Origin of the sequence: Sphingobacterium sp. UBA5670 (genome assembly GCF_002420705.1) — a bacterium.
Lineage (GTDB): Bacteria > Bacteroidota > Bacteroidia > Sphingobacteriales > Sphingobacteriaceae > Sphingobacterium.
Genome location: NZ_DIIM01000013.1, coordinates 234,589 through 261,131 on the forward strand (window position 1 = coordinate 234,589; position 26,543 = coordinate 261,131).

The window sequence follows — 26,543 nt, forward strand, 5'->3', positions numbered from 1 at the left end:
TCCCTCCGTTTCTTTTTAGATACAGTTTGTATCTGAATTTTGGCAGTTGATGAAAAAGAGTTCCTACAGTTTTTTGTATGTTTGAACTGATGAAAAAAATTTTAAGTGTATTGTTGTTGCTCTGGTTTATTCCGGCTGTTACTTTTAACGCAAAAGCTCAGGGTTTTGACGATGTTTATCGATTATTCCAGGAATCCAAGATACTAAACGATCATTTCTTCGGGTTTTCCTTGTATGATTTAAACGCCAATAAATATGTCATGGACATGAATGGCAATAAGCATTTTACACCTGCTTCCAATACAAAAATGTATACAACCTATGCTGCAATAGAACTGTTGGGGGATTCAATACCCGGATTGGAATATGTGGAACGTGGAGATTCGCTACTTATCTGGGGGACAGGTGATCCAACATTTTTACATAATAGATTAGATACCCGAGTGGTATATAACTTTTTGAAAAATACAAACAAACGCATTTTTGTCGTACCGGGGACTATGAAAAATAAGTTTTTTGCACATGGTTGGGCCATGGAAGATTTTGAAGCTTACTATCAACCTGAAATCAGTACATTTCCTATTTATGGCAATGTGGTCACTTTTCGGCAAAAAGGTTACAATTATCTAGTAACCTCTCCAGCGAGCTTTCAAAATGCATTAGACTTTTTGCCGGAGCCCAAGTCCGGCGATTTCGAACTTTCCCGCTCATTTCGTGCCAATTCCTTTTGGATGTCCAAACGCCCCGTTCCGAGCGGCTATGTCAATGAAGTCCCCTTTATCTATTCCGACAGCTTATTTATTAAATTATTGTCGGATAGTCTAGGTAAATCTGTGACCTTATTGTCTTACCAAAAACCAAACAATACCAAGATACTCTATTCAGGCAGTACCAAAAATCTAATCCGTGAAATGATGTTGCCAAGTGATAATTTTATTGCTGAACAGTTTTTGATGATGTGTTCGTGGAAACAATTTGGTCAATTTGATACTTATTTGGTGCGGGACTGGATGAAGAATAACGTTTATAAATATTTTTCGGCAGAGGTCGCTATTTTTGATGGTTCGGGTCTGTCGTCCTATAACAAGGTGACTCCGCAGAATAATGTAGATCTATTGGTGCTCTTGAAAAATAAACTGCCTGATGAAAAGGAACGCTTTCGGCTTTTCCCCGCTGGCGGTGTTGATGGTACTCTGAAACGTACCTATAGCAAAGATCTCGGTGAACCTTTTGTTTTTGCTAAAACAGGCACCATAACTTCGGTCTATAATCAAAGTGGTTATCTAATCACACGGACAGGACGACGCTTGGCATTTTCTTTTATGAACAATAATTATATAGATGATCGAGCAAGTGCAATTCGTAAAGAAATGGCTAAAATAATTACTTATATTCGTCAAACTTATTAAGCCAATTTAAATGGAAGCAATTGTAAAAAACAATAAAAAATTGATTCGTTCTTGGGCCATGTTCGATTGGGCCAATTCTGCTTACAACCTTGTTATTACTTCCACGATATTCCCTGTTTATTATACTGCAATTACGACGACAAAAGAACATGGTGATGTGGTCAGTTTCTTTGGGATAGAGGTCGTCAATACCGCGCTTTCCAACTTTTCTTTGGCCTTTGCCTATCTATTGATGTCTTTCTCTTTGCCTTTTATTTCTTCGTACGCTGATGCAAAAGGAAAAAAGAAACAGATAATGAAATTCTTCACCTATGTTGGAGCGGTTGCATGTATGTGTCTATTTTTCTTCAAACTTGATACTTTGGAAATAGGTATTATCTGTTTCGTTCTTGCTGCGATGGGTTATATTGGCGGTGTTTTGTTTAACAATTCTTATTTACCGTTATTGGCGACTGTCGATCAGCAAGATAAGGTAAGTGCGCAGGGTTTTGCTTACGGTTATATCGGCTGTGTTACTTTACAGATCCTCTGTTTTATAGTGGTGCTTAAACCCGAATGGTTTGGTATTATAGATGCTTCATTGCCGGCTCGTATATCGTTTCTAATGGTTGGGGTATGGTGGCTTGGCTTTTCAATGATTCCGTTTAAATATTTACCCAAAATCGACGCGACTGAGAATAACACCGGTAAGAGTTTTGTGCAAAATGTACGGGATGAATTCGGGCATGTGATTCAAAAGATCAAAGGAATTCCTGAAATCAAACAGTTTTTACCGGCTTTTTTCTTTTATGCTATTGGGGTTCAGACCTTGATGATTGTGGCCTCTTCTTTTGGGGAGAAAATACTACATCTAGGTGCGGAAAGGTTGATCGCTACAATTCTTCTTATTCAGCTTGTAGCGATCTTAGGTGCATTTTTGATGTCGTATTTATCCACGCTTTTTGGAAATATTAAGGTTTTGATTGTTGTGGTAATGATCTGGATAGGAATCTGTATCTCGGCCTTCTATTTGGCAACCCCACTTCAGTTTTATATCATCGCTGCACTGGTCGGTTTAGTCATGGGTGGAATTCAGTCACTATCGCGTTCAACCTATTCGAAACTAATCCCGACAGATATCAAAGATACGACTGCTTTCTTTTCTTTTTATGACGTTACTGAAAAGGTCGCTATTGTCATTGGACTATTCTCATTCGGGTTTATAGAACAGGTAACACATAACATTCGGTATTCTGCATTGGTTCTTTCTTTATTTTTTGTAATTGGATTGTTACTTTTGGTGCGGATATTAGTGTCCAATAAATCTTAATTTTATTGATTAAATTAAATATGAAAGTAGAACTTTTTGTTCCTTGTTTTATAGATCAGCTTTATCCGGAGACCGCCTTTAATACGGTTCGTTTATTAGAAAAGGTCGGTTGTGAGGTCGTCTACAATCCCGAGCAGACATGCTGTGGTCAGCCTGCTTATAACGCTGGATTTTGGGATGATGCAAAACAGGTTGGACGGAAGTTTTTAGATGATTTCTCGGGAGATCATGTGATTATCTCTCCTTCAGCATCTTGTACAGGTATGGTTAGGCATGGTTATCATGATTTATTCGCAAATTCGGCGGACTCTCATCAATGTCATAAAATCCAGCAACAAGTGATGGAAATCTCTGATTTTTTAGTAAACGTACTGAAAAAAGAGTATTTTGGAGCTGAATTGGAGGGTGTTGCGGTATACCATGATTCTTGTTCGGCTTTACGTGAGTGCAAAATTAAAGATGAGCCACGGAAATTATTGGATAAGGTTTTAGGACTGGAAATGGTGGAAGTGAAAGATAGTGAAACATGCTGTGGATTTGGTGGAAGCTTTGCCGTAAAATTCGAAGGAATATCAGCAGCAATGGCTGAGCAAAAAGTGCGTAATGCACTTGATTTGAATGCAGATTACATCATCTCAACTGATTCATCTTGTTTGCTGCAGCTGCAATCATATATCGATAAACATAAATTACCTATTCAGACAATGCACCTTGTTGATGTATTGACTACTGGTTGGGGAAATATATAAATAACACATTAAATCTAAACACATGAATTCAAGAAGAGATTTTCTTAAAAACCTTGCATTAGCATCTGCTGGTATAGCGTTAGCTCCTTCAATGGAGAGTTTTGCAGCAGCAAAGAAAGATTGGTTTGACATTTCCCTAGCTGAATGGTCATTGCATAAATCGTTATTCAAAGGAGATTTGAACAATTTGGATTTCCCTGTATTAGCGGCAAAAAAATATGGCATCTATGGTGTTGAATATGTAAATCAGTTTTTTAAAGACAAGGCTAATGACAATAATTACCTTACCGAGCTAAATATGCGTGCAAAAGATAATGGTGTTCGTAATGTGCTCATTATGATTGATGGTGAGGGAAATCTCGGTGATGAAGATGAGACAAAGAGAAAACAAGCGGTACAAAACCATTATAAGTGGATTTCTGCGGCTAATTTCTTAGGTTGTCATGCAATTCGTGTCAACGCGGCTGGAAAAGGAACGCCTGAGGAAGTGAGTAAACGTGTTGTCGAAAGTTTAACGACATTATCTGATATCGGTAAAAAGGCCGGAATCAGTATTATCGTAGAAAATCATGGTGGTATTTCTTCACATGGTGACTGGTTAGCCAGTACATTAAAAGCTGTCGGGAGCAAGTATTGTGGCAGTCTACCGGATCTTGGTAATTTTTATGAATATGACCGTTATCAAGGTGTAACAGATCTGATGCCTTATGCACATGGTGTAAGTGCTAAAACGCACGATTTTGATGCTAATGGTAATGAAACGCAAATTGATTATGAGCGCATGTTGAAGATTGTTAAAAAAGCAAAATTCAAGGGCTATGTGGGAATCGAATACGAAGGAAGTAAGCTGAGTGAAGAAGAGGGTATTTTTGCTACTAAAAAATTATTGGAACGTTTGCGGCCATTGATTTAATATAACACAGAATGGTAGGGTTCTTTTCAGTCGATGAAAAGAACTTTACTATTTGTATGGGATGCTGGTTTATATATTACTTTGTACGGAAGCGGTATTAAATGAGCAGTTCACTCGTTAGAATCCTATTTTAGTCTTCATTATCCGATCGATAGGGATGAAGATAATTGAACAGCCTCTCTATGTAATGAAGAGCATCAGATTTTTCCATTTGCTGATGAAAGAACAATAAATGGAAATCGCGCTACCTTATTTTGAAAAACAACTATTAAAAAAAACATGAATTTTGAAAAAAATGCTGTTCTTGAAACCCATTTGAAAAAAGTAGGAGCAGAGCATGTATTGGTACAAGGGCATCCTGCGGGCTTGTTTGTATTATTCTTCACTGAGATGTGGGAGCGTTTCAGCTATTATGGTATGCGGGCGCTATTGGTGAATTTTCTGGTTTCTACCATTGCACAGCAGGGCTGGGGCTGGACGAATTCGGAGGCAATGAAACTCTATGGCTTGTATACCGGAATGGTATTTTTAACACCGCTATTCGGTGGAATTATTGCTGATCGACTCACCGGTTACAAGAAATCCATCATGGTTGGCGCGATAATTATGACCCTAGGGCATATTTCTATGGCTTTAGAGGGACTTAATAAGAGTTTCTTTTTGGCGGGTTTGGTACTGATTGTTTTGGGAAATGGTTTGTTTAAACCAAATATTTCTTCCATGGTTGGGAAATTATATCCTGATAAAGGTGGTAAAAAGGATTCAGGGTATACGATCTTCTATATGGGCATCAATGGTGGAGCATTTTTGGGTATGATGTTGTGCGGATATATTGGGGAAAAGATTGGCTGGCATTACGGTTTTGGACTTGCGGGCATATTTATGTTCTTGGGGATGTTGCAATTCTATTTCGCACAACCGATCTTTGGAAAAATTGGAAATACACCAGAAAGGCAGGAGGAAACGGAGGAGATTACGGCGGGGCAAGAAGAAAATCCAAAGTATATTGTTCGTGACCGGTTGCTGGTCATTGCCATTTTTATGTTGTCGAGTATCGTTTTCCATTTAGCTTTTGAACAGGCAGGCGGCTCTATGACGATCTTTGCAAAAAATTATACACAGCGGGTTTTAAGTGGAGAAGTGGCAATTTTATTTAAATGGTTTGATGCTGCATTGACGGTGTTGCCAATTGTGGTAATTACTGGGGTATTGTTTGTTTTGGCTAAGAAAATTATTCGTAAATATCCTATGATTATAATTTTTTCGAGCATTTCTTTTGTGATCATCTGGTCTTTGTGTCTTTGGAAAGTTTATCGGGAATATTATGGTATGAATTCGGAAGTTACTGTATCTTGGTTTCCCATGTTGAATTCATTCTTTATCATTACGCTGGCAACATCATTCAGTAAAATATGGGAGAAAGTATGGAATCCTTCTGGTCCGATTAAATTTGCCATGGGACTGACATTGGTTGGGGTTGGTTTTGCGGCCTTATCTATTGGAAGCTCAGAGATTCCTACCGGTGCAAAGACGGCCTCTGTTAGCATGATCTGGTTGGTGCTGGCGTACTTTTTTCATACGGTGGGCGAATTATGCATAGGTCCGGTTGGGCTATCGTATGTGAGTAAGCTATCGCCAAAAAAATTCCTTGGACTATTGTTTGGTTTTTGGTTTTGTGCCAACGCCATTGCTAATTTTATAGGCGGCTTTATTGGGTCATATATTGATAAGATTACCGAATCTCATTCAATGTCTTATTTCTTTGCTGTGTTTACAGTGATTCCGATGATAGCTGCGGTATTTCTTATTCTAGGTAATAAAAAAATAAAAAAGATAATGCATGGAATTGATTAATTCATAGAAAAATAGTGTATCTTCAAGCGATTTTTATCAAAATAAAAACAAAACCTGAGTTATAAAACAATTATTGAAATTATATGAATCAAGAAAAAGATCAAGTTCTTGTAGCGCATCTTGCTAAGCAGGGAATCGATGACAAGATGGTAAATGGACATCCTGCCGGATTATTTGTGCTATTCTTTACGGAGATGTGGGAGCGGTTTAGTTACTATGGTATGCGGGCATTGCTGACCTTGTTTTTAATAAGTTCTATTGCTGATGGAGGATGGGAATGGAGTAACGAACGGGCCATGAAACTATACGGTTTGTATACTGGCTTTGTCTATTTGACACCATTGATAGGTGGAATGATTGCGGATAAGCTGACGGGCTTTAAAAAGGCAATCTTGATCGGAGCTTTGGTGATGACTTTGGGGCATTTGTCTATGGCATTTGAAGGAGTAAATTCGAACTTCTTTTATCTTGGTCTTGTTTTGATGATTTTGGGTAATGGGATGTTTAAACCCAATATTTCTTCTATGGTGGGCAATCTTTACCCAGATCAAAGTTCTAAAAAGGATGCCGGTTATACGATATTCTACATGGGGATCAATGCAGGTTCATTCTTAGGTATGCTTCTATGTGGTTACATCGGTGAAAAGATAGGCTGGCATTATGGCTTTGGGCTTGCCGGAGTATTTATGTTTTTCGGTATGTTGCAGTTTTATTTTGGACAAAAGATATTCGGAATCATCGGGGATTCACCGAAAGAACTTCAGGCTTATCATGAGAAAAAAATTAAAAACCATGAAGAAGAGGAGGAGGTTATTCCTGCGCATGTTGTCCGTGATAGATTAATTGTTGTCACCATATTTATGTTGGCTAGTGTGGTGTTCTTTCTATCTTTTGAACAAGCTGGAGGCTCAATGTCAATCTTTGCTAAAGATTATACGCAAAGAGTGTTGTCTGGAAGTTCAGCAGTAACATTTAAATGGATTGATACTATTTTAACCATTGTGCCCATTGTTATTGTAACGATTGTTTTAACAGCATTGGCTAGAAAGATCTATAAACAATATCCATTGACAATTTTATTTACTGGTGTTTCGTTCGGAATAATTTGGTGTTTGGGCTTATGGAAAGTATTTAGGGAAATTGGTATAACCGGTTCAGAAGTTGGGGCCTCTTGGTTTCAGATATTGAATGCATTTTTTATTATTTCACTTGCATCGTCGTTCAGTAAATTTTGGGAGAAAATATGGAATCCATCTGGACCTGTTAAGTTTGCGCTAGGTTTAATATTAGTAGGTATCGGATTTGCAGCATTGGCTTATGGGGCGAGCGAAGTTCCGCAAGGGGCGAAAACAGCGTCTGTTAGCATGATTTGGCTTGTAATCGCTTATTTTTTCCACTCGGCGGGCGAGCTTTGTCTGTCACCTGTTGGCTTGTCTTACGTCAGTAAACTTTCTCCAAAGAAATTTTTGGGACTTCTTTTCGGTTGCTGGTTCTGTGCTTCGGCGATTGCTAACTTTATTGGCGGATTTTTAGGCTCCTATATTGATAGAATTACAGAAGAACATTCAATGTCTTATTTCTTTATGATATTTGCCATAGTTCCTGGGGTTACCGCACTGCTATTGATTGTGTTTAACCCAATATTGAAAAAAATGATGCACGGTATCAATTAGCAAAATTTGATACTTTTCATAAGAAAGAAGGGCTGATCATATGATCAGCCCTTCTTTCTTATGCTTAGTCAGTGTTGTTACATTAAAGCATATTAATGCGCTATTCTTCGACTTTTAAAAGTAGTTTATCGATGCGGTGTCCATCCATATCGAGTACTTCAAAAATGAGGTTTTTAAATCGTACACGCTCACCCTCTTCGGGGACATGGTCCAATCTTAAAAATACCAAACCTCCGACGGTGGTCACATTGTTGATCTCATCTTCATCTTCTTCAGATAGACCGATTTCAAATTCATCCAGTAGGTCCTCGATCTGATACTGTCCGTCGACAACATAATCACCGTTTTCTAATCGACGTATTGTTGGACGAGCACTTAGGTCGCTTTCTGTGATGTTACCGACAAGGTCACCAACGATATCCCGCAAAGTAATAATCCCCTGAGGTGAGCCATATTCGTCAATGACAACCGCCTGATGTATACTGGATGTGCGCAAGGTATTCATAATACTATAGGAGGAACTGAACTCATTAACAAACTTGATCGGTAACATAAGTGCTCTTAGATCAAATGGTTCGTTTTGGAGAGATTGGCGGAGTAATGATTTGACATGAACAACCCCTTTAATATTGTCAAGACCACCTTCACAGACAGGATATATAGAATGATCGTTGTCCAATATAATCTTTCTATTTTCCTCAAAAGTATCTTCGAGGTCCAGGAAAACAATATTTTTGCGGTGAGTCATCAGGTTGACTGCTTTTTTGTCTCCCAAACTCAATAGTCGGTCGACAATATCATGTTCAATCCCTTCGATGACTCCACTATCAACACCTTCGTCTACAAGTGCCTTTATTTCCTCTTCAGTAACACTGTTGCTATTGCTTTTGATATTTAGAATTTTGACAATAAATTCTGTTGACATACTGAGTAGCCAAACAAATGGTCTAACGATCTTGCTCAGCAAATTCATCGGATAAGCAATAAGCATGGCATATTTCTCTGGAATAGCCATACCAATACGTTTAGGGACGAGTTCACCAAGGACCAAAGAAAAGTAGGTAATGATAAAGACAACGATGATTACAGCGAGCTGTTCGCTATATGGTGCTATAATGCTGGATTTATTAAAAATTTCGACTAGATAAGATGAAATACTACCACCGGAAAAAAATCCAGTCAGGATACCGATAAGGGTAATGCCTATTTGTACAGTGGATAGAAAGCTGTTGGGCGATTCTTTCAGGTTGAGGGCGATTTTAGCGGCTGCATTGTTTTTATCGCTTTCAGCCTGTAATCTTGCCTTTCTGCTGGATACGATGGATATTTCTGATGCCGATAATATTCCGTTTAGAATAATCAGTACTAAAATAATAATTGCTTCAGTAAGCATAATGAGTTGAAAAAGTTGTTTGCTAGGGCTAATTTACGGAAAAGACCGGCTAAAAAGTAGGATTATTATGACTATGTTAAGCATTTATAAAAAAAGCCGTATATCTTTCAATACGGCTTTTATAATAATAAGAATGTTTTTTCAATTACATTCCACTGTCATCTAACATAAAAGTATTTTTCTTGGTTTTCCATTTTCCTTTTGTGAAATCAGGGAATTCCAACGTTTTATTTCCTTTTGCAATAGACTCGGTAGATAATGGGAATACAGCACTCATAGTTACTGAATCATAGACGTCAATTGGTGTCTGTACCTTTTGTTTTACTGCTTGAATGAACGCATTGAATACAAACCAGTCCATGCCACCGTGGCCAGAACCGTTTGCTACCTCTTCGTATTTTTGCCAGATTGGGTGATCATATTTCTTTACCCATTCGTCTGCAGAATCCCAAGTGTGTGGTTTGGATTTACCCTCGATGTGAATACCTTTGGCAACATCCATCCAAATACCATCTGTTCCTTGTACACGGAAACCGATAGAGTAAGGTCTCGGTAAGTGCGTATCATGGGTTAACAACATGGTTTCGCCATTTGCACATTGTAACATTGTTTGTGTGATATCACCATTTTTGTAATTGATCTTACCATTGGGATGCCCTGGGGAAACTTTATTTACATAGGCTGCCAATCCACGTGCCTTACTTGAGTAAGAAGTGATATGTGTGAATCTGTTGCCCTTGTTGATATCTGCAAATTGCATGATTGGGCCTAAACCGTGCGTAGGATATAGGTCACCATCTTGGTCGATATTGAACTGTGTACGCCATTGTGCTTCAGAAATCGCTTTAGGACCATATTCAACGCCATGGCCATAATAGGCTTTTCCGTCATTGAATAATACCTCGCGTAAATCGTGCTGATAACCGCCTTCCAGGTGCAACAATTCACCAAATAGTCCTTGTCTGTGCATATTCAATACCGCAAGTACATCACGACGGAATGCGACATTTTCTAGGGTCATGTAAGGCTTTCCAGTTTCTTCGGATACTTTCACAATATCCCAGTGATCTTGTAACGTCAGACCTGCAATAACCTCGCAACCTACGTATAGTCCAGCTTTCATTGCATCGATAGCTTGGTTTTTGTGGAATTGCCAAGGCGTTGCAATAATAACAGCATCTAATTTTTCATTGCTTAACATCTTTTTGTAAGCATCAACACCACCAGTATACTCTTTTGGAAGTTTGGTGCCTTTTGCATTGAATTGTTTACGGCATTGTGCTAGCGATTCTTCTTGAGTGTCACAGACAGCGACAATTTCTAAATCATCTCTGTTGAGGGCAATTTGAACGTGATTACGTCCTCTAAGACCCACGCCGATAAAACCGATTTTTATTTTTCCATTTGTTTGGGCAAATAAGTCTGTACTTGAAAGGACACCGATTCCAGCTGTCGTGATGGCAGTCGATTTTATGAAATTTCTTCTATCCATTGTTTTGAGATATGAGGAGTTTGTATATTAGTTATTTACTTGTTTGAAAACAGTCCTTGAGACTGGCTACTATTAACAAATATATTATTTCATTTGGGATAAATGAAAGTGCAAACGTTTGCTTAATTTTATTAAATTTCATGCAAACGTTTGATTGAAATAAAAATTATCATTTATTAATTCAATTTGTGATATTGCAAGCACATTGATGATTTAAAAAACATAGTTTAATGTCTGATTTTAACCAATTAGTAGTAGAGAACGCAGCAAAACAATTTACATTAGAAGGAGATATCATTTCAGTGCAACCATTTGGTTCTGGTCATATCAATGATACTTATCGTGTAGTTACTACCATAAATAGCGGTATATCGCATTTATTACAACGTATTAATCACCATGTTTTTCCTAACGTGGATGGATTGATGCATAACATCGAGATTGTCACCAGGCATCTTAGTAAGAAAGTTAAAGTTGCTGAAGGAAAGCGAATCAGCGATCATGTGTTGACAATTGTTCCTACTAAAGAAGGAAAATTATATATAAAGGATAGTCAGGGTAATTATTGGCGGATGTTTATCCTCATAGAGGATACCAAAAGCTATGATATTGTGGAGACCGAAGTGCAAGCCGCTGAAGGTGGTCGTGCTTTTGGTCTGTTTCAAAAGCAACTATCGGATTTAGATGCGTCATTGATCGTAGAAGTACTTCCCAACTTTCATAATATAGAGTTTCGACTTGAAAATCTTCGTAAGGCAATTGCTAAAGATATCTGTCGCCGTGTCGAATCTATAAAGGATAAATTGGATTTTATCTTTACTCGTGAAGATCGTATGAAAACCATACTTGCATTGGGAAATAAAGGTGATCTCCCTTTACGTATAACACATAATGATACAAAATTCAATAATGTGCTCTTGGATCGTCACGATAAGATGCAATGTGTAATCGACTTAGATACAGTTATGCCCGGGTATGTGGCGTACGACTTTGGGGATGCTATCCGGACGATTATTAACCCTGTTGCCGAAGATGAGAAGGATGTTTCAAAAATCATCTTAAATCTCGCTCTATATAAGGCATATGCGGAAGGTTATTTGGAAGAAGCTAATGACTTTTTGACAACTTTAGAAAAAGAAACATTAGTAGATGGCGCTTTCTTATTACCATATATGCAAGGTGTACGCTTCTTAACAGATTATTTAGAGGGTGATCATTATTATAAAACCAAATATGAAGACCATAATCTAGTACGTACAAATACACAGTTGAAATTGGTTGAAGAGATGGAGAAGAATGAAGCATTTATGCGGAAGGTAGTTTTCGATTGTATTTAACAATTTTATACCTTTAATCCTATTGAGAAGCTTCCATCAAGTAGATGAAGCTTCTTTTTTTCTGTACAAAAATATATTTGAATGAAAAAACTAACCATTTTGCCTATCGCAGCGGAGCTGACCGATACACTCGATTATAATTCCCTATCAAAGCTCATGGGGAATCTCGAATCACACTCGCTGGAGTTTAATAACTGGAGTGAATCTTTCCCGTATAAACCCGAGGTGCAATTTAAAATTGGCTATACCCAAGAGTGTCTTGTATTACAATATGATGTCGTTGAAGAACAACTGCGTGGTCAATATTCTGAAACCAATCAAAACGTGTGGGAAGATAGCTGTGTGGAGTTTTTTATTTCGTTTGATGGCTGTAAACATTATTACAATCTTGAGTTTAATTTAATCGGAACAGGTTTGATTGGCTATGGTCCGGCCGAGAAGTCCTCTAGAAATCGATTGGATATTGCTGAGATAGAAAAGGTTCGTACTTTCTCTTTAATAGCACGTCATGGTGGCGATAAACGATGGAGTATGATTGAGGTCATTCCGCTTTCGGTATTTAAATTTGACGATCTTGCCGATCTGAAAGGGAGACTAATCCATGGTAATTTTTACAAATGTGGTGATCTTCTTAAACAACCGCATTTTATATCATGGAATAAAATAGAAAATCCAACTCCTAATTTTCATCTCCCCCAATTTTTTGGAGAAATGGTCTTTGGTTAGGAGTTGGATTAAAACAGTTGATGCTTATTGATAAACAGATTCTTTTTTGAATTTTTTTGCCAATAGTGCATAGACTAATACACGGTATTTATTTTTATTGGATTTACCAATAGCAGTAATAACCTCCTCCAATGCTTTGTCTAAATCGGGGCCATCTTTTAGTCCCAGTTTTTTGATCAGAAAATTTTGTTTGACGCGATTAAGTTCTTCGGGATCTGAAGCAGCGATCGTCTCAGAGTCTGCATTGTAAATGGAAGGTCCTATTCCTTTTGTTACTTTTGCAATAAATGCTTCATCTAATGATAAGCCTAGCTTTTTTGATTCTGCAACATATGCAGCAATTTTTTCATCTAATTTGCTCATAATGTATGTAAGTGATTTAATTGTAGTAAGTTAAGTTAGGTAAAAAAGTCGATAAACAAAATTATTCTTTGTGTAAGGATAAAGATTGTTACATTTGTGAGCTTGATAAGTGCCGTTAACTAAAATGTGGAAAAATTCAACTAATTATTCTTCGTAATTGTTGTAAGTTACATTTTTATAAGTTATCTTTGCACCTCAATAATTGAATATACGTAATCATAATAATAATGAAAAAAGATTTGCATCCTTCAAATTACAGATTAGTTGTATTTAAAGATATGTCAAATGACTATGCTTTTATTACAAAATCTTGTGTTGATACTAAAGAAACTATTACATGGGAAGACGGTAATGAATATCCAGTTGTAAAATTGGAGATTTCTCATACATCACACCCTTTTTATACAGGTAAAATGAAATTGGTTGATACTGCTGGTCGTATCGACAAATTCCGTAGCCGTTACAACAAAAAATAATTGTAGCAGATCTGTATATTACAATATTAAGAACTCGATAAATAGGATTTGTCGGGTTTTTTTTGTTATTTTTAATTTGTGAAAATCTTCTTTACAGATTGCTTTGATACGATCCAATTGTTGGATACGCTTGGCTCCCCATTTATTTCCTTTGATAAAAAGAGTCTTTATCCCTTTACTTTCTTGAAATCCTGTTTAGATCTTCGGGTAGGTGTGCTGACTTTACGCGAAAAATGGCAAAAAATAGTGTCGGGACATGATGTTCAATATCTCTTGGCGAGTGAGAATGAAGAAGGGGCTGTTTGGGTGTCAGCGAATGTTGTCCCCTCTGCTGGATTATTAGCAGCTATTCGGCGATTGAATCGGGGAGATGTCTTGGTACACGAAGGGTATGTTTTAGCCTGTCGCTATACGCATTCGGGTCATTATTGTGCACGGGAGATCGGGGAGAAAGTACATATATTAAAAGGTGTTGAAGACCTGTTTTTGTTGACTGGGGCAGAAATAGAAAATGATTTTAAGTTGTTGGTTCAAGATGCTCGAGTTCCAACGGTCTCTGCTACGAATCAATTACTAGGTAATCGCTTTTATATCGCGGATAAGGTTAGTATGGAATGTGTAACACTTAATTCCCTAACGGGGCCAATATATATCGATGAAGATGTTACAATCATGGAGGGGGCACATTTGCGTGGTCCTTTGTACCTCGGCAAAGGAGCGGTTGTGAAAATGGGGGCGACCATTTATGGAAATGTTTCTGTTGGAGAACAGAGTGTTGTCGGTGGGGAGATCGGAAATTCGGTCATTGGCGACTTCTCTGCGAAAGGACACCACGGTTATCTAGGTTGCTCGGTGATAGGGGATTGGTGCAATTTGGGGGCCGGTACCTCTAATTCCAATCTAAAGAATAACTTAAAGACGGTTTCTATTTACGATTATGCTTTGAACGGGGACCGGGACACTGGGTTATTAAAATGCGGATCGTTTATTGGAGATTATACACGCCTTGGCATCAATTCGACTTTAAATACGGGAACAGTAATTGGGATTGGAAGCATGCTGGCAGATACAAGTTTTTATGCTAAATTTGTACCGTCATTTGCTTGGGTGTTTGATGGGAATACACAGACTTATGCGTTTGATAAATTTATGGCATATGTGGAGGCTCTATATACTTCTAAGGGAAAGGTGCTCTCAGAGCAGATTAAAGATAAATTGAATCAACTTAACAAAAAATATAATTAAATCGTAAAATCATGCGTAAAAAAATCGTAGCTGGTAATTGGAAAATGAATTTGGATTATCAATCAGGATTAAGTTTATTTTCTGAAATTATCAATATGGCCAAAGATGAAGTGATTGGAAATCAAGAATTGGTTGTTTGTAGCCCATTTATTCATTTGTCAAGTCTTGGACAACTGTCTAAAAATGTCGCAAATGTAAATATCGGTGCACAGAATATTCATCAAGCCGAGTCTGGAGCCTATACAGGTGAGATTTCAGCGTCACAAGTAAAATCAGTTGGTGCTTCACATGTTATTTTAGGTCACTCAGAAAGACGTGCTTATTTTGGTGAAACAGATGCATTATTGGCAGCTAAAGTAGATATAGCTTTGAAACATGGCTTAACTCCTATATTCTGTATTGGAGAAACAAGAGAAGAACGTGAATCAGGTGCTTTCTTTGATGTTATTAAAACACAATTGACTGAAGGGCTGTTCCATTTATCAAAAGAAGCGTTTGCTTCAGTTGTATTGGCTTATGAGCCGGTATGGGCAATTGGGACAGGATTGACAGCTAGTCCAGAGCAAGCACAAGAGGTTCATCAATTTATCCGCGAGGTTGTTGCTGATCAATATGGTCAAGAGATTGCAGCGAATACAAGTATTCTATATGGAGGATCTTGTAATCCTGGTAATGCGAAGGATTTATTTGCGCAGGCAGATATTGATGGTGGTTTGATTGGAGGGGCATCTTTGAAATCGAGAGATTTTATTGATATCGCTAAAGTATTTAACGGCTAATTTTTAGAAATGAAATACGTAGAGGTTATCTTTCAAATGCGATCAGGCGAAGAATGGCAAAAGGATTTGTTGATATCTGATTTGGCTGATATTGGCTTTGATACCTTTGAAGATACCGAATCTGGATTTGCAGCCTATATTCCGGCTGCAAATCTTGACTTGCAGGCATTAGAGACGTTGATGCTGCAGCCTTATGACGGCCTCGAGGTCGATTATGAGGTAAAGGAAATAGAAAATCAGAATTGGAATAAACTCTGGGAAAGTAACTTCAACCCAATAGAGGTGGGAGGACAATGCTATGTACGTGCAACTTTTCATGAGGCAAGACCAGAATTTCCATACGAAATCATTATAGACCCGAAGATGTCTTTTGGCACCGGTCATCACCAAACGACTTCGATGATGCTCCAGTATATTTTGGAGAATGATTTTAATGGAAAGCAAGTTTTGGACATGGGCTGCGGTACAGGAATCCTGGCAATTCTGGCATCAAAAAAAGGAGCTGATTCCGTATTAGCTGTGGATTATGATGAAATATGTGTGGAAAGTGTGATTGAAAATAAGGTACTTAATCACGAGGAGCATATCAAAGCGCTCTGTGGCTCTTATGAAGTGTTGGAAGGTCGTGTCTTTGACGTGATTTTGGCGAATATTAATCGCAACATACTTTTAGAGCAATTGCCACAATATGCATTGAGTATGCGAACAGGAGGAGAGTTATACTTAAGTGGTTTCTATGAACAGGAGGATTTGGCGATTTTAAGCGATTCTGCAGTATCATCGGGCTTTGAGTTTATCTCCAATAAAGTTTTAAACAATTGGTGTGCAGCCAAATTTGTGAAGCGATAATTTAGCTATGCGGATTCATTTTATAGCAATAGGTGGTAGTGTGATGCATAACCTTGCTATTTCATTGGCAAAACAAGGGCATCAAGTGACTGGTTCTGATGATCAGATCGTGGAGCCTTCTCGTTCTCATCTGATCGAAGCTGGATTGCTTCCTGATCAGCTAGGATGGTTTGAGGAAAGGGTAACAGAGGATGTTGATGCGGTGATTTTGGGGGCTCATGCCCAGGCAGACAATCCTGAGTTAAAGCGAGCGCAAGAATTAGGTCTAAAAATTTATTCTTTTCCCGAATTTATACAGGAGCTTTCTCAGGATAAAATTCGAGTAGTTATTGCTGGAAGTTATGGCAAGACAACCATAACGAGTATGGTTATGCATGTTATGCGATTTCTAGGAAAAGAATTTGACTATTTGGTAGGTGCTCAGCTGAGAGGTTTTGATAAGCTGGTCGATATCACTAAGCATAATAAGATTATTATTATCGAAGGAGATGAATATGTTTCATCCAAAATCGATCCGAAGTCGAAGTTTTTGTATTATAAACCAAATATAGCCTTGATTTCGGGTATCGTATGGAGTGAGTTTAATTCGAAAATATCACAAGAGGAATATATTAAACAATTTGAAGATTTTATTGACTCGATTCCGCCCAAAGGTACCTTGATTTATAATAAGGAGGATCTTGTTTTACAAAAAGTTCTTCAAGACACGAAAGATTGTAAGATCAATAGGCATGGCTATAAGATTCCTGATTATACGATCAATAAAGGGGTAACCTATATCAACACAGCAGATGGCGACATTCCATTGCAGGTATTTGGTAAGCACAATCTGTCTAATATTGCCGGAGCATATACGATCTGTGAATGGTTGGGGATCAAAAAGAAAGAGTTCTTTGAGGCTATAAAGAGTTTTAATACTTCGATCCGATATTTGGAGTTTGTTGCGAGCTCAGAGGGGTCTGTAGTTTATCAGGATTATGCCTGCAATGCGGACAAGGTGAAATCAAGTATTCACGCCGTGAAAGAGCAATTTCCTAATCAGAAATTGGTCACAATTATTGAATTAAACTCGTATGATAGTTTAGATTCATCGTTTTTGTTACAATATGCGAACTCTATGAAAGAGTCGGATGTGTCTGTGGTCTACGTGAATATAAATTCCTGTAAAGAGCTCAATAAAGATATTGAAAATGTACCCAATAATATTAGAGATAATTTTAATAACCCTGATTTAGAGGTTGTTGTAAGTCTGGATGGGCTCTATTCTTTTTTAGATGGCGTGAAGTCTAAGGGGTACAATTTACTTCTTATGAGTTTAAATAATTATAATGGGGTTAACTTGTCGGTGTTGGCTGATCGTTTTTTTAGAGATTTTTAGAGAAAAAAATATAATTTAATGTAAATTTAATTGTAATTTATTATTTTTGTTTAAAATATCTACCAGATGAATGCATTAGGAAAAAAAATCAGATTACTTAGACACCAAAAAGGGTGGAGTCAAGAGGATGTTGCAAAACGATTGGATATCTCAATCCCAGCATTTTCTAAAATTGAAACAGGGATTACGGATGTGAATTTGTCTCGCCTGAATCAAATCTCAAAATTATTCAATTTGACAGTTGTTCAACTTTTATCTACTTCAGATTCTGAAGAAGATAAAGAGTATGTAAATGAGGTGAATGCTTTGACGCAAAAATTACAACAACGCGATGGCGAAGTAATTGAATTGCAGAAAAAGGTTATTGATCTTTATGAGCAATTGCACAAAAGATAGGGCATATTAAAATTGTTACTGAAAAGGCAATCCAAAGGGTTGCCTTTTTTTGTTTATGCAACTTTATTTTGGTCAAAAGTGATTTTGTTTTTGTTTCTTTGTAAGTATTTTATCAAAAAAATAAAGGTTGATTATTTATGGGGAGATTAAACGGGGATATGACTACTAGCCCGTCGACTGATTTTTTTAAGTCAAATGTGTTGGGACAGCGTTCGGGACTCTTTGTCCTTTTCTTTACTGAAATGTGGGAACGTTTTTCGTTCTACGGAATGCGTGTCCTCTTAATGCAGTTTTTAACTGCGGCAGTCATTCAAGGTAGTCCCTTCTCGGGATGGTCTTGGACTGCACAGCAAGCAGGAGCACTTTATGGAACCTATGCCATGATGCTCTATTTAACTCCTATTCTAGGAGGGATTATTGCGGATAAATATATTGGATCGCGTAAAGCGGTTATCATTGGCTCGGCGATTATGACACTGGGGCATGCTGCCATGGCTTTTGATACCTCAATTATGTTTTTCCTTGGTCTGATATGTCTAGTTGTCGGTACAGGCTTTTTTAAGCCCAATATGCCTTCTATCTTGGGTGAGATGTATAAAGATCTGCCGGAGAAAAAAGATGGTGCTTATACGATATTCTACATGGGTGTTAATGCCGGTGCTTTTTTTGGTATGATGCTATGCGGATATATTGCTGAAACTTATGGCTGGCACTGGGGATTTGGATTGGCTGGTATCTTTATGCTTTTAGGAACGCTGCAGTTTGTTTTTGCAAAACCGCTCATGGGAAATCTCGGTGTTTTAAATAAGTCTACCTCAGGGGAACATAAAGTTATCGCTGAGGATACGGATACTAGAAATCCATTTACCCTACGGGATTATGTATTGATCGCGATAGTTTCTATTATTGGTTTTGTATACGCTTTCAATGATCCTTTGTCTAAGAACGGTATTGTTGATGTGTTTTCTGGTTTGGATACACCGTTTCTTAGAGGTCAGTATATTATGGTCATTGTGGCGTTGATTCTCTTCATATATCTTATTGTGACACGGATTATGCGTTATGATAAGGTTGTCAGGGATCGGATGTTTGCGGTGGTGTTGCTAGCGTTTTTCTTGGTCTTCTTTTTTATGAGCTTTGAGCAAGGGGCAACTTCGTTGGTTCTTGTGGCTAGAGACAATATTGATAGATCACTTACTGGTGCTGCATTGACAACCTTTAATGTGGTAAATGGTTTATTGACGATTGTACCACTTTCGATTATCTCTTGGGTTCTGATTAAATTGGCAAAAGTAACCTGGAACAAAATTGCCATTTCAAATATCGTATTGTTTATCTGTTTTGGGTTGATCTGGGGAGCAGTAATCTGGATGTTGTACAATGAATTCAATAAAGAAGCATCAGAAATTAAAGTCTCCTGGTTTTCGATCCTCAACTCATTTTTTATCATTGCACTTGCCTCCTCGGTATCCAAAATTTGGGAGTCCAAATATAACCCATCGGCAGCCTTCAAATATGGCTTTGGTTTGATCTTGGTGGCGATAGGATTTTTGATTATTGGATTGGGATCTATGGGAATAAGTCAAGGGGCTAAAATCTCGATGGTATTTTTGGTGCTGACCTATTTGTTCCATACATTGGGCGAATTATTTATTTCACCTGTAGGTCTTTCTTACGTATCCAAATTGGTGCCCGCGCGCATGCTTGCATTTATGTTTGGCATCTGGTACTTGGCGATTGCTATTGCACAGAAGGTTGCGGCCGTATTGGGAGGACAAGTGGAGACCATTCAAGAGGAACACTCCTTGAGTTACTTCTTCTTCTTATTTACCGCAATTCCTGCCTTAGCAGGACTGTTAGTAATGCTGTTTAATCCATTGATTAAACGATTGATGCACGGAATTAAATAACAAATATATAAGCTTCTTTTACGAAAGAAGCTTTTTTGATTAATATAAAATAGTATGGAGGTTAGTACAAGGGAATCGCTAGAAGAGATTCAAAATTTTGAGGGAAAGTACCCAAAGCAATTATGGTATTTATTTACCATCGAGATGTGGGAGCGATTTTGTTTTTATGGCATGCGGGGTGTTTTGGTCATTTTTATGACAGATCAACTTGGATTGTTTGAAAAAGATGCCAATCTAAAATATGGCGCAATACAGGCCTTTATATATGCGTTTACGTTCATAGGAGGGATTTTTGCGGATAAAATTTTAGGATTTAAAAAATCCCTAATCTTTGGAGGATTAATTATGGCAATTGGTAATCTTATCATTGCTTATAATCCCCATGATCTTTTTTATTTCGGTATTACCTGCTCTATTATTGGTACAGGCTTCTTTAAACCCAATATTTCTTCTATGGTAGGCGAGCTTTATAAAGAAGGAGATGTGCGTCGTGATGCAGGATACGGGATGTTTTATGCTGGAATTAATATTGGTGGATTGTTAGGTGGGGCATTGTGTATCTATTTGGGAAAAAACTATTCCTGGAGCCTATGTTTTCTAGCTGCTGCAATCGTGATGATCATAGGATTAGTTACCTATTTTCTAATTCGGAGATCGATCGCACCAATAGGAAATTCCCCATTGGCTCATAACTCAAAATCTTCTCGTACAATAAAGGAAAGTTTGGTTATTGCAGGTGCTATTGTTATGTTACCGATTATTTATATACTCATTCATAATAGTAATTTTACGGATTATTTTATGTATGGAATTGGTATCGCTGCTATTGCGTATTTGGGCTTTGAGTTAACCAAATTGAATAATAGTTACCGAAAGAAAGTTATTGCCGCTTTGATCTTCATTATTATGTATTTAATTTTTAATACGATTTATGAGCAAAGTGGTGGATCCCTTTCATTATTTGCGAAGGATAATCTAGTGGATAATCTACTTTTCTTTAAAATAGATCCTAATATTATCAATAATAGTTCGAATTCTTTTTTCATTATTATTTTTAGCCCTTTAGTAGGTCTGTTGTGGGTATGGCTTGCTAAGAAGAAATTAGAACCGAATACGATCATTAAATTTGGAATTGGATTTTTATTTTTGGCTTTGGGCTTTTTCCTTTTTTACTCCCTGAGATTTTTTGCAGATGCTGATGGAAAGTCATCTTTAAATTTATTCACTTTTACTTGGTTGATTATCACCTTTGGTGAACTTTGTTTGGGACCTATTGGAATGTCCATTATCACGAAGCTATCTCCACAACGTTTGTTTGGTATGATGATGGGCATGTGGTTTTTGGCAAGTGCTTATGGACAGTTTTTCGCTGGTAAAATTGGAGCTGAAATGTCCGAAGCAAATACCGGAGGAACACTATCATCCAAGTTGGTGGCTTATACGGATGGCTATAAAACTTTAGGGATATCTGCCTTGATTGCTGGAGTGATATTAATTCTCTTCTCCTCATTGGTGAAAAAATTAATGCAGGAGGTACGCTAGTCCTTAAAATTAGATATAAAAAAAGCTTGATTATTAAATCAAGCTTTTTTTATATTAATAAATCCATTTGAATTTATAATCTTTTTCTGGCACCTTCATTCGATCAGCCAGTCTAGCCAAACGATCTGGTAGTTTTAGTAGATAATCTCTCGCTTTCTCACCCTTATCATTCAGTCCAGTAACTTGATCTATTTTCCATTCACTGTTTAGCTCTTTCAAGATATCGACGTAGTCCAAAGCAGTATATACGCCCAATCGTTGGGCTGCGTCTGAGAAATGTGCGAATGCCTCTCCTTGGGGCTCACCTGCTTCTCTTAAGAACTGGGCTGGCATAACGATTTTTTTACGCATCATATCCTCAAATGCAATCATGACTTCACTCGGGTCTACGGTGATTGCTTTTGAAATAAAAGACATATAGGCTTTAGCATGACGTGCTTCATCAGATGCGATGACACCACACATTTTTGCCAAAAGTTTATCACCACTTTTTTTAGAAAGCCCAGATACACGACGATGGGAAACGTTGGTTGCTAATTCCTGAAATGAAGTATAAATAAAATTCCGGTAAGGGTCTGCACCAGTACCGATATCAAAACCGTCTTGAATAAGATATTGTGTAGACATTTCAAATTGACGCATGTCTATTCTGCCCGACAAATAAAGGTATTTGTTCAACAGGTCACCGTGACGGTTTTCTTCAGCAGTCCAAGCGCGTACCCACTTCATCCATCCACCTTGCTCGTTTTTGTTAACGTCTTCTACCATTGTCAACCATGATTCGTACGTTGGAAGGGCCTCTTCGGTAATGGTGTCTCCAACTAATACTGCGACCAAATCATAAGAGAGTTCTTTTGCACTTTCCTGCAACTCTTTTACTTCCTCAAAAAAAGTGTCCCTAGAAGAATCTGGAAGAAAATCGGCAGGTTGCCACATGTCTTCAACAGGCTTCAGGTATTCGCTCATCTCATTGAGCATGAACGGTTCCAAATAGGTCATCACTTCTTTACGTGAGCCTTCTGATAAATTTAGAGGTAATTCTTGCATATCATTACAAAGGTAACTAAATAGCATCAATAAATTGTAAAAGCTAACTATAATTGTTTAAAATGCCAAAATTTACTTTTCGAAGTGAAAAACCCGTGAAAACCAGAATCGATAATGACATAAAAAACAGATTGCCCACCCTGTATTCGATAAAATACTATTAACTTTGTATAAATTATTTAGACAACGTTGGAAAGATTTAATATAGATAAAATACGTGCTGATTTCCCGATACTGAAAAGAGAAGTAAACGGCAGACCATTGGTTTATTTGGATAATGGCGCAACGACACAAAAACCGAGTGCTGTTATCAATTCGATTGTGCGTTATTACACAGATATGAACAGTAATGTACATCGTGGTGTGCACTATCTTAGTCAGATATCGACGGACGCTTTTGAGGTAACCCGAAAAAAGGTTCAGACTTTTATCAATGCTGCTGAAGATAAGGAAATCATTATTACCAAAGGAACAACAGATGGTATTAATCTCATAGCAACCTGTTACGGAAGAGCTTTTATTCAAGCAGGCGATGAGATCATTATCTCTGCCATGGAACACCACTCTAATATTGTGCCTTGGCAGATGCTTTGTGATGAAAAGGGCTGTAAAATTCGGGTCATTCCGATGAACGACAAAGGTGAGCTTGATATGGATGCTTACAGCAATTTGTTTAATGAGAAAACCAAATTAGTTGCTGTAACCTATGTTTCAAACTCCCTGGGGACAATCAATCCTGTGCGTGAGATGATTTCAATTGCTCACCGACATGGTGCTGTTGTTTTAGTCGATGCTGCGCAGGCTGTTCAACATATACAGATTGATGTTCAAAAACTTGATGTAGATTTTCTGGTATTTTCCGGACATAAAATGTATGGTCCTACAGGAGTAGGCGTGTTATATGGTAAAGAGGAATTATTGAACGCAATGCCACCTTATCAAGGTGGCGGAGATATGATTAAAGAGGTTACTTTTGAAAAAACAACCTATAATGAGTTGCCGTTTAAATTTGAGGCCGGTACGCCTAATATTGAGGCCGGTATCTGTTTAAATGAGGCAATCGATTATATCAATTCAATAGGCTTGGACAATATTGAGGCCTACGAACATGATTTGTTGCAGTACGCTACGGAGAAGTTGGCTGAAATTCCGGGCATGCGGTTTATTGGAACGGCTGAGCAGAAATGTTCTGTTATTTCATTTGTCATTGATGGTACCCATCCTTATGATGTTGGTGTGATTCTGGATAAATTAGGAATTGCGGTTCGTACAGGACACCATTGTGCCCAACCTGTCATGGATAGGTTTGGCATCCCGGGAACTATTCGTGCTTCTTTAGCCGTATATAATACAAAAGAGGAAATAGATATTTTGGTCGCAGGTATCCAACGTGCGGTCAATATGTTAGTTTAATAAAAAATAGGTATGACCATTAATGAAATACAGGATGAATTAATTGAGGATTTTGCTTTCTTTACAGATTGGATGGAAAAATATGAGTACATCATCCAGCTCGGGAAAGAAGTGCCTCTAATTGATGAACAATACAAAACAGACGAATATATCATCAAAGGATGTCAGTCCAAAGTATGGCTTTTCCCGGAAATAAAGGATGGAAAAGTGTATTTTACCGCAGATAGTGATGCGATTATCACAAAAGGTTTGGTGAGTTTAATGGTCAAAGTACTATCTGGACATACCGCCAAGGAGATCGTTGATGCCGATTTATATTTTGTAGATAAAATAGGGCTGAAAGAACATTTGTCACCAACTCGGGCAAATGGCTTGCTATCCATGATTAAGCAAATGAAATTATACGCATTGGCATTGCAAGTGAAAGCATAAAAGGGGATGAATAATCCCCTTTTTTCTTGATACTATTTTAAAATAGCTGTTCTCCTCAGTTTGAGAATCCTTTTGAAATTATCCAATGAGCTCCCGGATAATGATCTTTTTCATTTTCATGAGCGCTTCATTTGCCCCCGGTCGCTGTAGTAATGTTGCAATTTGTTCGGGTACGATCTGCCAGCTTACGCCGAATTCGTCTTTGCACCAGCCACACATGCTCTCTTTGCCTTTCTTCGTGATATTATTCCAAAAATAATCAATTTCCTGCTGATCTTTACAGAGAATAGTGAGTGAAATACCTTCGTTAAAGGTGAAAGTTTGGAGAACACCGCTATCCATTGCCATGAGTGTAAAATCCCGGACTAAAAATTGGGTATGTTGGATTGAGCCGATATATTCACCTTCTGTGTATTTCATGATCCCATTGCTTCGAAAATCATGAAATAATTCTGCATAAAATGCTAACGCTTGTTCGCAATTTCCTTGTTGCTCTCCGCAATACATTAGCGTCGGTACAATTGCCTGTTGGTTGGTATCGCTCAGTTTACCGAGGTATAATTGCCAATTGACACCAAACTTATCGGCCAGCCAGCCGTAGTAAGGACTCCAAGGGTAGGAGTTTAAAGGCATTAAGATGTTGTCGTCCACTGCAAGTGAATTCCAGATACGATCAATTTCCTCTTTGCTTTCGCAAATGACCATAAATGATATGGATGGGTTGGGTTTGAATATAGGACCTCCATTTATTCCAATAAATTTCACACCGCTTAGGACAGCTTCAACAACGATGGGAGAGCTGTTGCTAATATGGCTCCTAGGGAAGGTACCAGCGTAAAGATCAAAGGCTTCCTGCGCGTTTTGATCGAACCAAATGGATGGGATAATTGAATTATTCATCTTTTTTTTGTTTTAGCGTTCACCTATTTGTATTTGTCGTTCAAGCCCTTTTTAGCGAGGACCAACGGCTTAATTTTTTCAATACGGGATTGTTTCGTTTTTTCTTGCTTGGCTTCATCGATGTACTCAATGTATTCTTTCTGTTTTCCTGGTGTTAAAGCCTGGAAACTTTCTGCAAAGGTGGGATCCGTCTGCAGAGCTTCCAATAATAGACCAGTAGGGGCCTTCGTTGGAGATTTTGTTGGTTTGAACCCTTTTCCTTGATCAATGGTTTGGATGGATTCTTGGATATATTTGGCTATTTTTTCAGTATTCATATCCTTAACGTCTTCAAAGCGCCATTGCCGTAATGCTTTCGTTTTTCCTTCGGAGGCACTGATGAGATGTTTATCCCGATCGGTTAAGAATACACCATTATAAAACCAGAGGGAGAAGAAATTTTTAAAACCACCCCAACCAATAACATTTTTCCCTTTATGCGTATAAATATAGCTCCCCCATTTGAATTCCTTTTTTAAGGAAGTTTGCTGGATTATCTGCTGCATGAGTTCTTCAGCCTCCTGCCAGTTCCCTCGGCTTTGGTACCAATTGGGGCCTTGTTTATCTTTAAGTTTATCAATATTAAAATTGACAATATCGGTAATTATTTGTGTTGGAATCGGTTGATCCAATGGAATCTGTATTGCACCCTTTGTAGTTTTAAAATTTTTGAGTTCTGTAATGAAGTGCTCGATAGCAGCAGGTCCTGGATAGAGGCCCAAATGGTTTTTGTTCATCGCAAAATGGATGATATTACCCTTGTATCTGAAGGTCGGCATTTGATAGGAGATCGTTTCATCTGCAGAAGGAGGGACTAGGCCAGCGATAAGCTGTCTCACCTTGATCAGATATTCTTTTTTCTCCCCGTCAAATTGATTGATATATTCGTCTATTGTTGAGATACTCGTTGCCATAATTT

Annotated in this window: 24 protein-coding genes; 18 read left to right on the top strand and 6 right to left on the bottom strand. The window is 37.9% G+C overall.

Going from position 1 to position 26,543, the window contains the following annotated elements; all coding sequences use genetic code 11:
• The first annotated feature begins 89 nt into the window (after positions 1-89).
• From B3C94_RS11845 to B3C94_RS11870, 6 genes are all read left to right on the top strand, one after another.
• Positions 90-1,409 carry a D-alanyl-D-alanine carboxypeptidase gene (locus B3C94_RS11845; protein ID WP_293903853.1) on the top strand — a complete coding sequence of 440 codons (1,320 nt, stop codon included), beginning with the start codon at positions 90-92 and terminating at the stop codon, positions 1,407-1,409.
• Positions 1,410-1,419: 10 nt separating this feature from the next.
• A complete protein-coding gene (locus tag B3C94_RS11850; RefSeq protein ID WP_293903855.1) occupies positions 1,420-2,718 on the top strand; it encodes an MFS transporter in 1,299 nt (432 codons plus the stop codon).
• 20 nt (positions 2,719-2,738) lie between these two features.
• Positions 2,739-3,467, top strand: coding sequence for a (Fe-S)-binding protein (locus B3C94_RS11855; protein ID WP_293903857.1), 729 nt, complete (start codon positions 2,739-2,741; stop codon positions 3,465-3,467).
• 22 nt (positions 3,468-3,489) lie between these two features.
• Positions 3,490-4,380, top strand: coding sequence for a TIM barrel protein (locus B3C94_RS11860; protein WP_293903859.1), 891 nt, complete (start codon positions 3,490-3,492; stop codon positions 4,378-4,380).
• 279 nt (positions 4,381-4,659) lie between these two features.
• Positions 4,660-6,234, top strand: coding sequence for a peptide MFS transporter (locus B3C94_RS11865; RefSeq protein ID WP_293903861.1), 1,575 nt, complete (start codon positions 4,660-4,662; stop codon positions 6,232-6,234).
• A gap of 83 nt (positions 6,235-6,317) precedes the next feature.
• Complete coding sequence (locus B3C94_RS11870; protein ID WP_293903863.1) at positions 6,318-7,907, top strand: peptide MFS transporter; 1,590 nt, start codon at positions 6,318-6,320, stop codon at positions 7,905-7,907.
• Positions 7,908-8,007: 100 nt separating this feature from the next.
• Here the strand turns inward: B3C94_RS11870 and B3C94_RS11875 are convergent, their stop codons facing one another.
• The gene (locus B3C94_RS11875) at positions 8,008-9,300 is read right to left on the bottom strand and encodes a hemolysin family protein (protein ID WP_293903865.1); all 1,293 of its coding nucleotides are present in this window, start codon (positions 9,298-9,300) and stop codon (positions 8,008-8,010) included.
• Positions 9,301-9,445: 145 nt separating this feature from the next.
• Positions 9,446-10,792 (bottom strand): Gfo/Idh/MocA family protein, encoded by a 1,347-nt coding sequence (locus B3C94_RS11880; protein WP_293903867.1) that lies wholly within the window; start codon positions 10,790-10,792, stop codon positions 9,446-9,448.
• Positions 10,793-11,022: 230 nt separating this feature from the next.
• Between B3C94_RS11880 and B3C94_RS11885 the strand changes: the two genes are divergently transcribed.
• Positions 11,023-12,129 carry a phosphotransferase enzyme family protein gene (locus tag B3C94_RS11885; protein WP_293903869.1) on the top strand — a complete coding sequence of 369 codons (1,107 nt, stop codon included), beginning with the start codon at positions 11,023-11,025 and terminating at the stop codon, positions 12,127-12,129.
• A gap of 81 nt (positions 12,130-12,210) precedes the next feature.
• The gene (locus tag B3C94_RS11890) at positions 12,211-12,855 is read left to right on the top strand and encodes a carbohydrate-binding family 9-like protein (RefSeq protein WP_293903871.1); all 645 of its coding nucleotides are present in this window, start codon (positions 12,211-12,213) and stop codon (positions 12,853-12,855) included.
• A 24-nt stretch (positions 12,856-12,879) separates the two neighbouring features.
• On the opposite strand, the gene B3C94_RS11895 is transcribed toward B3C94_RS11890, so the two are convergent.
• Positions 12,880-13,218, bottom strand: coding sequence for a DUF2853 family protein (locus B3C94_RS11895; RefSeq protein WP_046671775.1), 339 nt, complete (start codon positions 13,216-13,218; stop codon positions 12,880-12,882).
• 227 nt (positions 13,219-13,445) lie between these two features.
• Between B3C94_RS11895 and B3C94_RS11900 the strand changes: the two genes are divergently transcribed.
• The 8 genes from B3C94_RS11900 (at position 13,446) to B3C94_RS11935 (ending at position 21,793) form a co-directional block, all read left to right on the top strand.
• Positions 13,446-13,694 (top strand): type B 50S ribosomal protein L31, encoded by a 249-nt coding sequence (locus tag B3C94_RS11900; protein ID WP_209578846.1) that lies wholly within the window; start codon positions 13,446-13,448, stop codon positions 13,692-13,694.
• 78 nt (positions 13,695-13,772) lie between these two features.
• Positions 13,773-14,939, top strand: coding sequence for a putative sugar nucleotidyl transferase (locus tag B3C94_RS11905; RefSeq protein ID WP_293903873.1), 1,167 nt, complete (start codon positions 13,773-13,775; stop codon positions 14,937-14,939).
• An 11-nt stretch (positions 14,940-14,950) separates the two neighbouring features.
• Positions 14,951-15,718 carry a triose-phosphate isomerase gene (tpiA, locus tag B3C94_RS11910; protein ID WP_293903875.1) on the top strand — a complete coding sequence of 256 codons (768 nt, stop codon included), beginning with the start codon at positions 14,951-14,953 and terminating at the stop codon, positions 15,716-15,718.
• 9 nt (positions 15,719-15,727) lie between these two features.
• Positions 15,728-16,567, top strand: coding sequence for a 50S ribosomal protein L11 methyltransferase (gene prmA, locus B3C94_RS11915; protein ID WP_293903877.1), 840 nt, complete (start codon positions 15,728-15,730; stop codon positions 16,565-16,567).
• A gap of 7 nt (positions 16,568-16,574) precedes the next feature.
• Positions 16,575-17,945: a Mur ligase domain-containing protein gene (locus B3C94_RS11920; RefSeq protein WP_293903879.1), complete on the top strand. Its 1,371-nt coding sequence runs from the start codon at positions 16,575-16,577 to the stop codon at positions 17,943-17,945.
• A gap of 66 nt (positions 17,946-18,011) precedes the next feature.
• Positions 18,012-18,341 (top strand): helix-turn-helix domain-containing protein, encoded by a 330-nt coding sequence (locus B3C94_RS11925; RefSeq protein WP_070566095.1) that lies wholly within the window; start codon positions 18,012-18,014, stop codon positions 18,339-18,341.
• A gap of 137 nt (positions 18,342-18,478) precedes the next feature.
• Positions 18,479-20,251, top strand: coding sequence for a peptide MFS transporter (locus B3C94_RS11930; protein WP_293903881.1), 1,773 nt, complete (start codon positions 18,479-18,481; stop codon positions 20,249-20,251).
• A 54-nt stretch (positions 20,252-20,305) separates the two neighbouring features.
• Entirely contained in the window at positions 20,306-21,793 is a 1,488-nt protein-coding gene (locus tag B3C94_RS11935; protein WP_293903883.1) for a peptide MFS transporter, read from the top strand.
• A 54-nt stretch (positions 21,794-21,847) separates the two neighbouring features.
• Here B3C94_RS11935 and B3C94_RS11940 read toward each other — a convergent pair whose 3' ends face one another.
• On the bottom strand, positions 21,848-22,840 hold the full coding sequence (locus tag B3C94_RS11940) for an acyl-ACP desaturase (protein ID WP_293903885.1): 993 nt from the start codon (positions 22,838-22,840) through the stop codon (positions 21,848-21,850).
• Between the two features lie 189 nt (positions 22,841-23,029).
• Here B3C94_RS11940 and B3C94_RS11945 point away from each other — a divergent pair, with 189 nt between their 5' ends.
• Both B3C94_RS11945 and B3C94_RS11950 read left to right on the top strand, forming a co-directional pair.
• A complete protein-coding gene (locus B3C94_RS11945; protein ID WP_293903887.1) occupies positions 23,030-24,253 on the top strand; it encodes a cysteine desulfurase in 1,224 nt (407 codons plus the stop codon).
• Positions 24,254-24,265: 12 nt separating this feature from the next.
• Positions 24,266-24,685 (top strand): SufE family protein, encoded by a 420-nt coding sequence (locus tag B3C94_RS11950; protein ID WP_070566085.1) that lies wholly within the window; start codon positions 24,266-24,268, stop codon positions 24,683-24,685.
• A 78-nt stretch (positions 24,686-24,763) separates the two neighbouring features.
• Here B3C94_RS11950 and B3C94_RS11955 read toward each other — a convergent pair whose 3' ends face one another.
• Both B3C94_RS11955 and B3C94_RS11960 read right to left on the bottom strand, forming a co-directional pair.
• Complete coding sequence (locus B3C94_RS11955; RefSeq protein ID WP_293903890.1) at positions 24,764-25,585, bottom strand: VOC family protein; 822 nt, start codon at positions 25,583-25,585, stop codon at positions 24,764-24,766.
• Between the two features lie 23 nt (positions 25,586-25,608).
• The gene (locus tag B3C94_RS11960; protein WP_293903892.1) at positions 25,609-26,538 is read right to left on the bottom strand and encodes a DUF1801 domain-containing protein; all 930 of its coding nucleotides are present in this window, start codon (positions 26,536-26,538) and stop codon (positions 25,609-25,611) included.
• Positions 26,539-26,543: the final 5 nt, after the last annotated feature.

What these genes read in the sequence shown, in the direction of transcription:
- B3C94_RS11875 (WP_293903865.1), bottom strand. Translation starts at nt 9,300, where the DNA reads ATGCTTACTGAAGCAATTATTATTTTAGTACTGATTATTCTAAACGGA.
- B3C94_RS11950 (WP_070566085.1), top strand. Translation starts at nt 24,266, where the DNA reads ATGACCATTAATGAAATACAGGATGAATTAATTGAGGATTTTGCTTTC.
- B3C94_RS11870 (WP_293903863.1), top strand. Translation starts at nt 6,318, where the DNA reads ATGAATCAAGAAAAAGATCAAGTTCTTGTAGCGCATCTTGCTAAGCAG.
- B3C94_RS11900 (WP_209578846.1), top strand. Translation starts at nt 13,446, where the DNA reads ATGAAAAAAGATTTGCATCCTTCAAATTACAGATTAGTTGTATTTAAA.
- B3C94_RS11920 (WP_293903879.1), top strand. Translation starts at nt 16,575, where the DNA reads ATGCGGATTCATTTTATAGCAATAGGTGGTAGTGTGATGCATAACCTT.
- B3C94_RS11895 (WP_046671775.1), bottom strand. Translation starts at nt 13,218, where the DNA reads ATGAGCAAATTAGATGAAAAAATTGCTGCATATGTTGCAGAATCAAAA.
- B3C94_RS11855 (WP_293903857.1), top strand. Translation starts at nt 2,739, where the DNA reads ATGAAAGTAGAACTTTTTGTTCCTTGTTTTATAGATCAGCTTTATCCG.
- B3C94_RS11930 (WP_293903881.1), top strand. Translation starts at nt 18,479, where the DNA reads ATGGGGAGATTAAACGGGGATATGACTACTAGCCCGTCGACTGATTTT.
- B3C94_RS11865 (WP_293903861.1), top strand. Translation starts at nt 4,660, where the DNA reads ATGAATTTTGAAAAAAATGCTGTTCTTGAAACCCATTTGAAAAAAGTA.
- B3C94_RS11845 (WP_293903853.1), top strand. Translation starts at nt 90, where the DNA reads ATGAAAAAAATTTTAAGTGTATTGTTGTTGCTCTGGTTTATTCCGGCT.
- B3C94_RS11880 (WP_293903867.1), bottom strand. Translation starts at nt 10,792, where the DNA reads ATGGATAGAAGAAATTTCATAAAATCGACTGCCATCACGACAGCTGGA.
- B3C94_RS11935 (WP_293903883.1), top strand. Translation starts at nt 20,306, where the DNA reads ATGGAGGTTAGTACAAGGGAATCGCTAGAAGAGATTCAAAATTTTGAG.
- tpiA (WP_293903875.1), top strand. Translation starts at nt 14,951, where the DNA reads ATGCGTAAAAAAATCGTAGCTGGTAATTGGAAAATGAATTTGGATTAT.
- B3C94_RS11885 (WP_293903869.1), top strand. Translation starts at nt 11,023, where the DNA reads ATGTCTGATTTTAACCAATTAGTAGTAGAGAACGCAGCAAAACAATTT.
- B3C94_RS11960 (WP_293903892.1), bottom strand. Translation starts at nt 26,538, where the DNA reads ATGGCAACGAGTATCTCAACAATAGACGAATATATCAATCAATTTGAC.
- B3C94_RS11955 (WP_293903890.1), bottom strand. Translation starts at nt 25,585, where the DNA reads ATGAATAATTCAATTATCCCATCCATTTGGTTCGATCAAAACGCGCAG.
- B3C94_RS11940 (WP_293903885.1), bottom strand. Translation starts at nt 22,840, where the DNA reads ATGCAAGAATTACCTCTAAATTTATCAGAAGGCTCACGTAAAGAAGTG.
- B3C94_RS11925 (WP_070566095.1), top strand. Translation starts at nt 18,012, where the DNA reads ATGAATGCATTAGGAAAAAAAATCAGATTACTTAGACACCAAAAAGGG.
- B3C94_RS11890 (WP_293903871.1), top strand. Translation starts at nt 12,211, where the DNA reads ATGAAAAAACTAACCATTTTGCCTATCGCAGCGGAGCTGACCGATACA.
- prmA (WP_293903877.1), top strand. Translation starts at nt 15,728, where the DNA reads ATGAAATACGTAGAGGTTATCTTTCAAATGCGATCAGGCGAAGAATGG.
- B3C94_RS11860 (WP_293903859.1), top strand. Translation starts at nt 3,490, where the DNA reads ATGAATTCAAGAAGAGATTTTCTTAAAAACCTTGCATTAGCATCTGCT.
- B3C94_RS11850 (WP_293903855.1), top strand. Translation starts at nt 1,420, where the DNA reads ATGGAAGCAATTGTAAAAAACAATAAAAAATTGATTCGTTCTTGGGCC.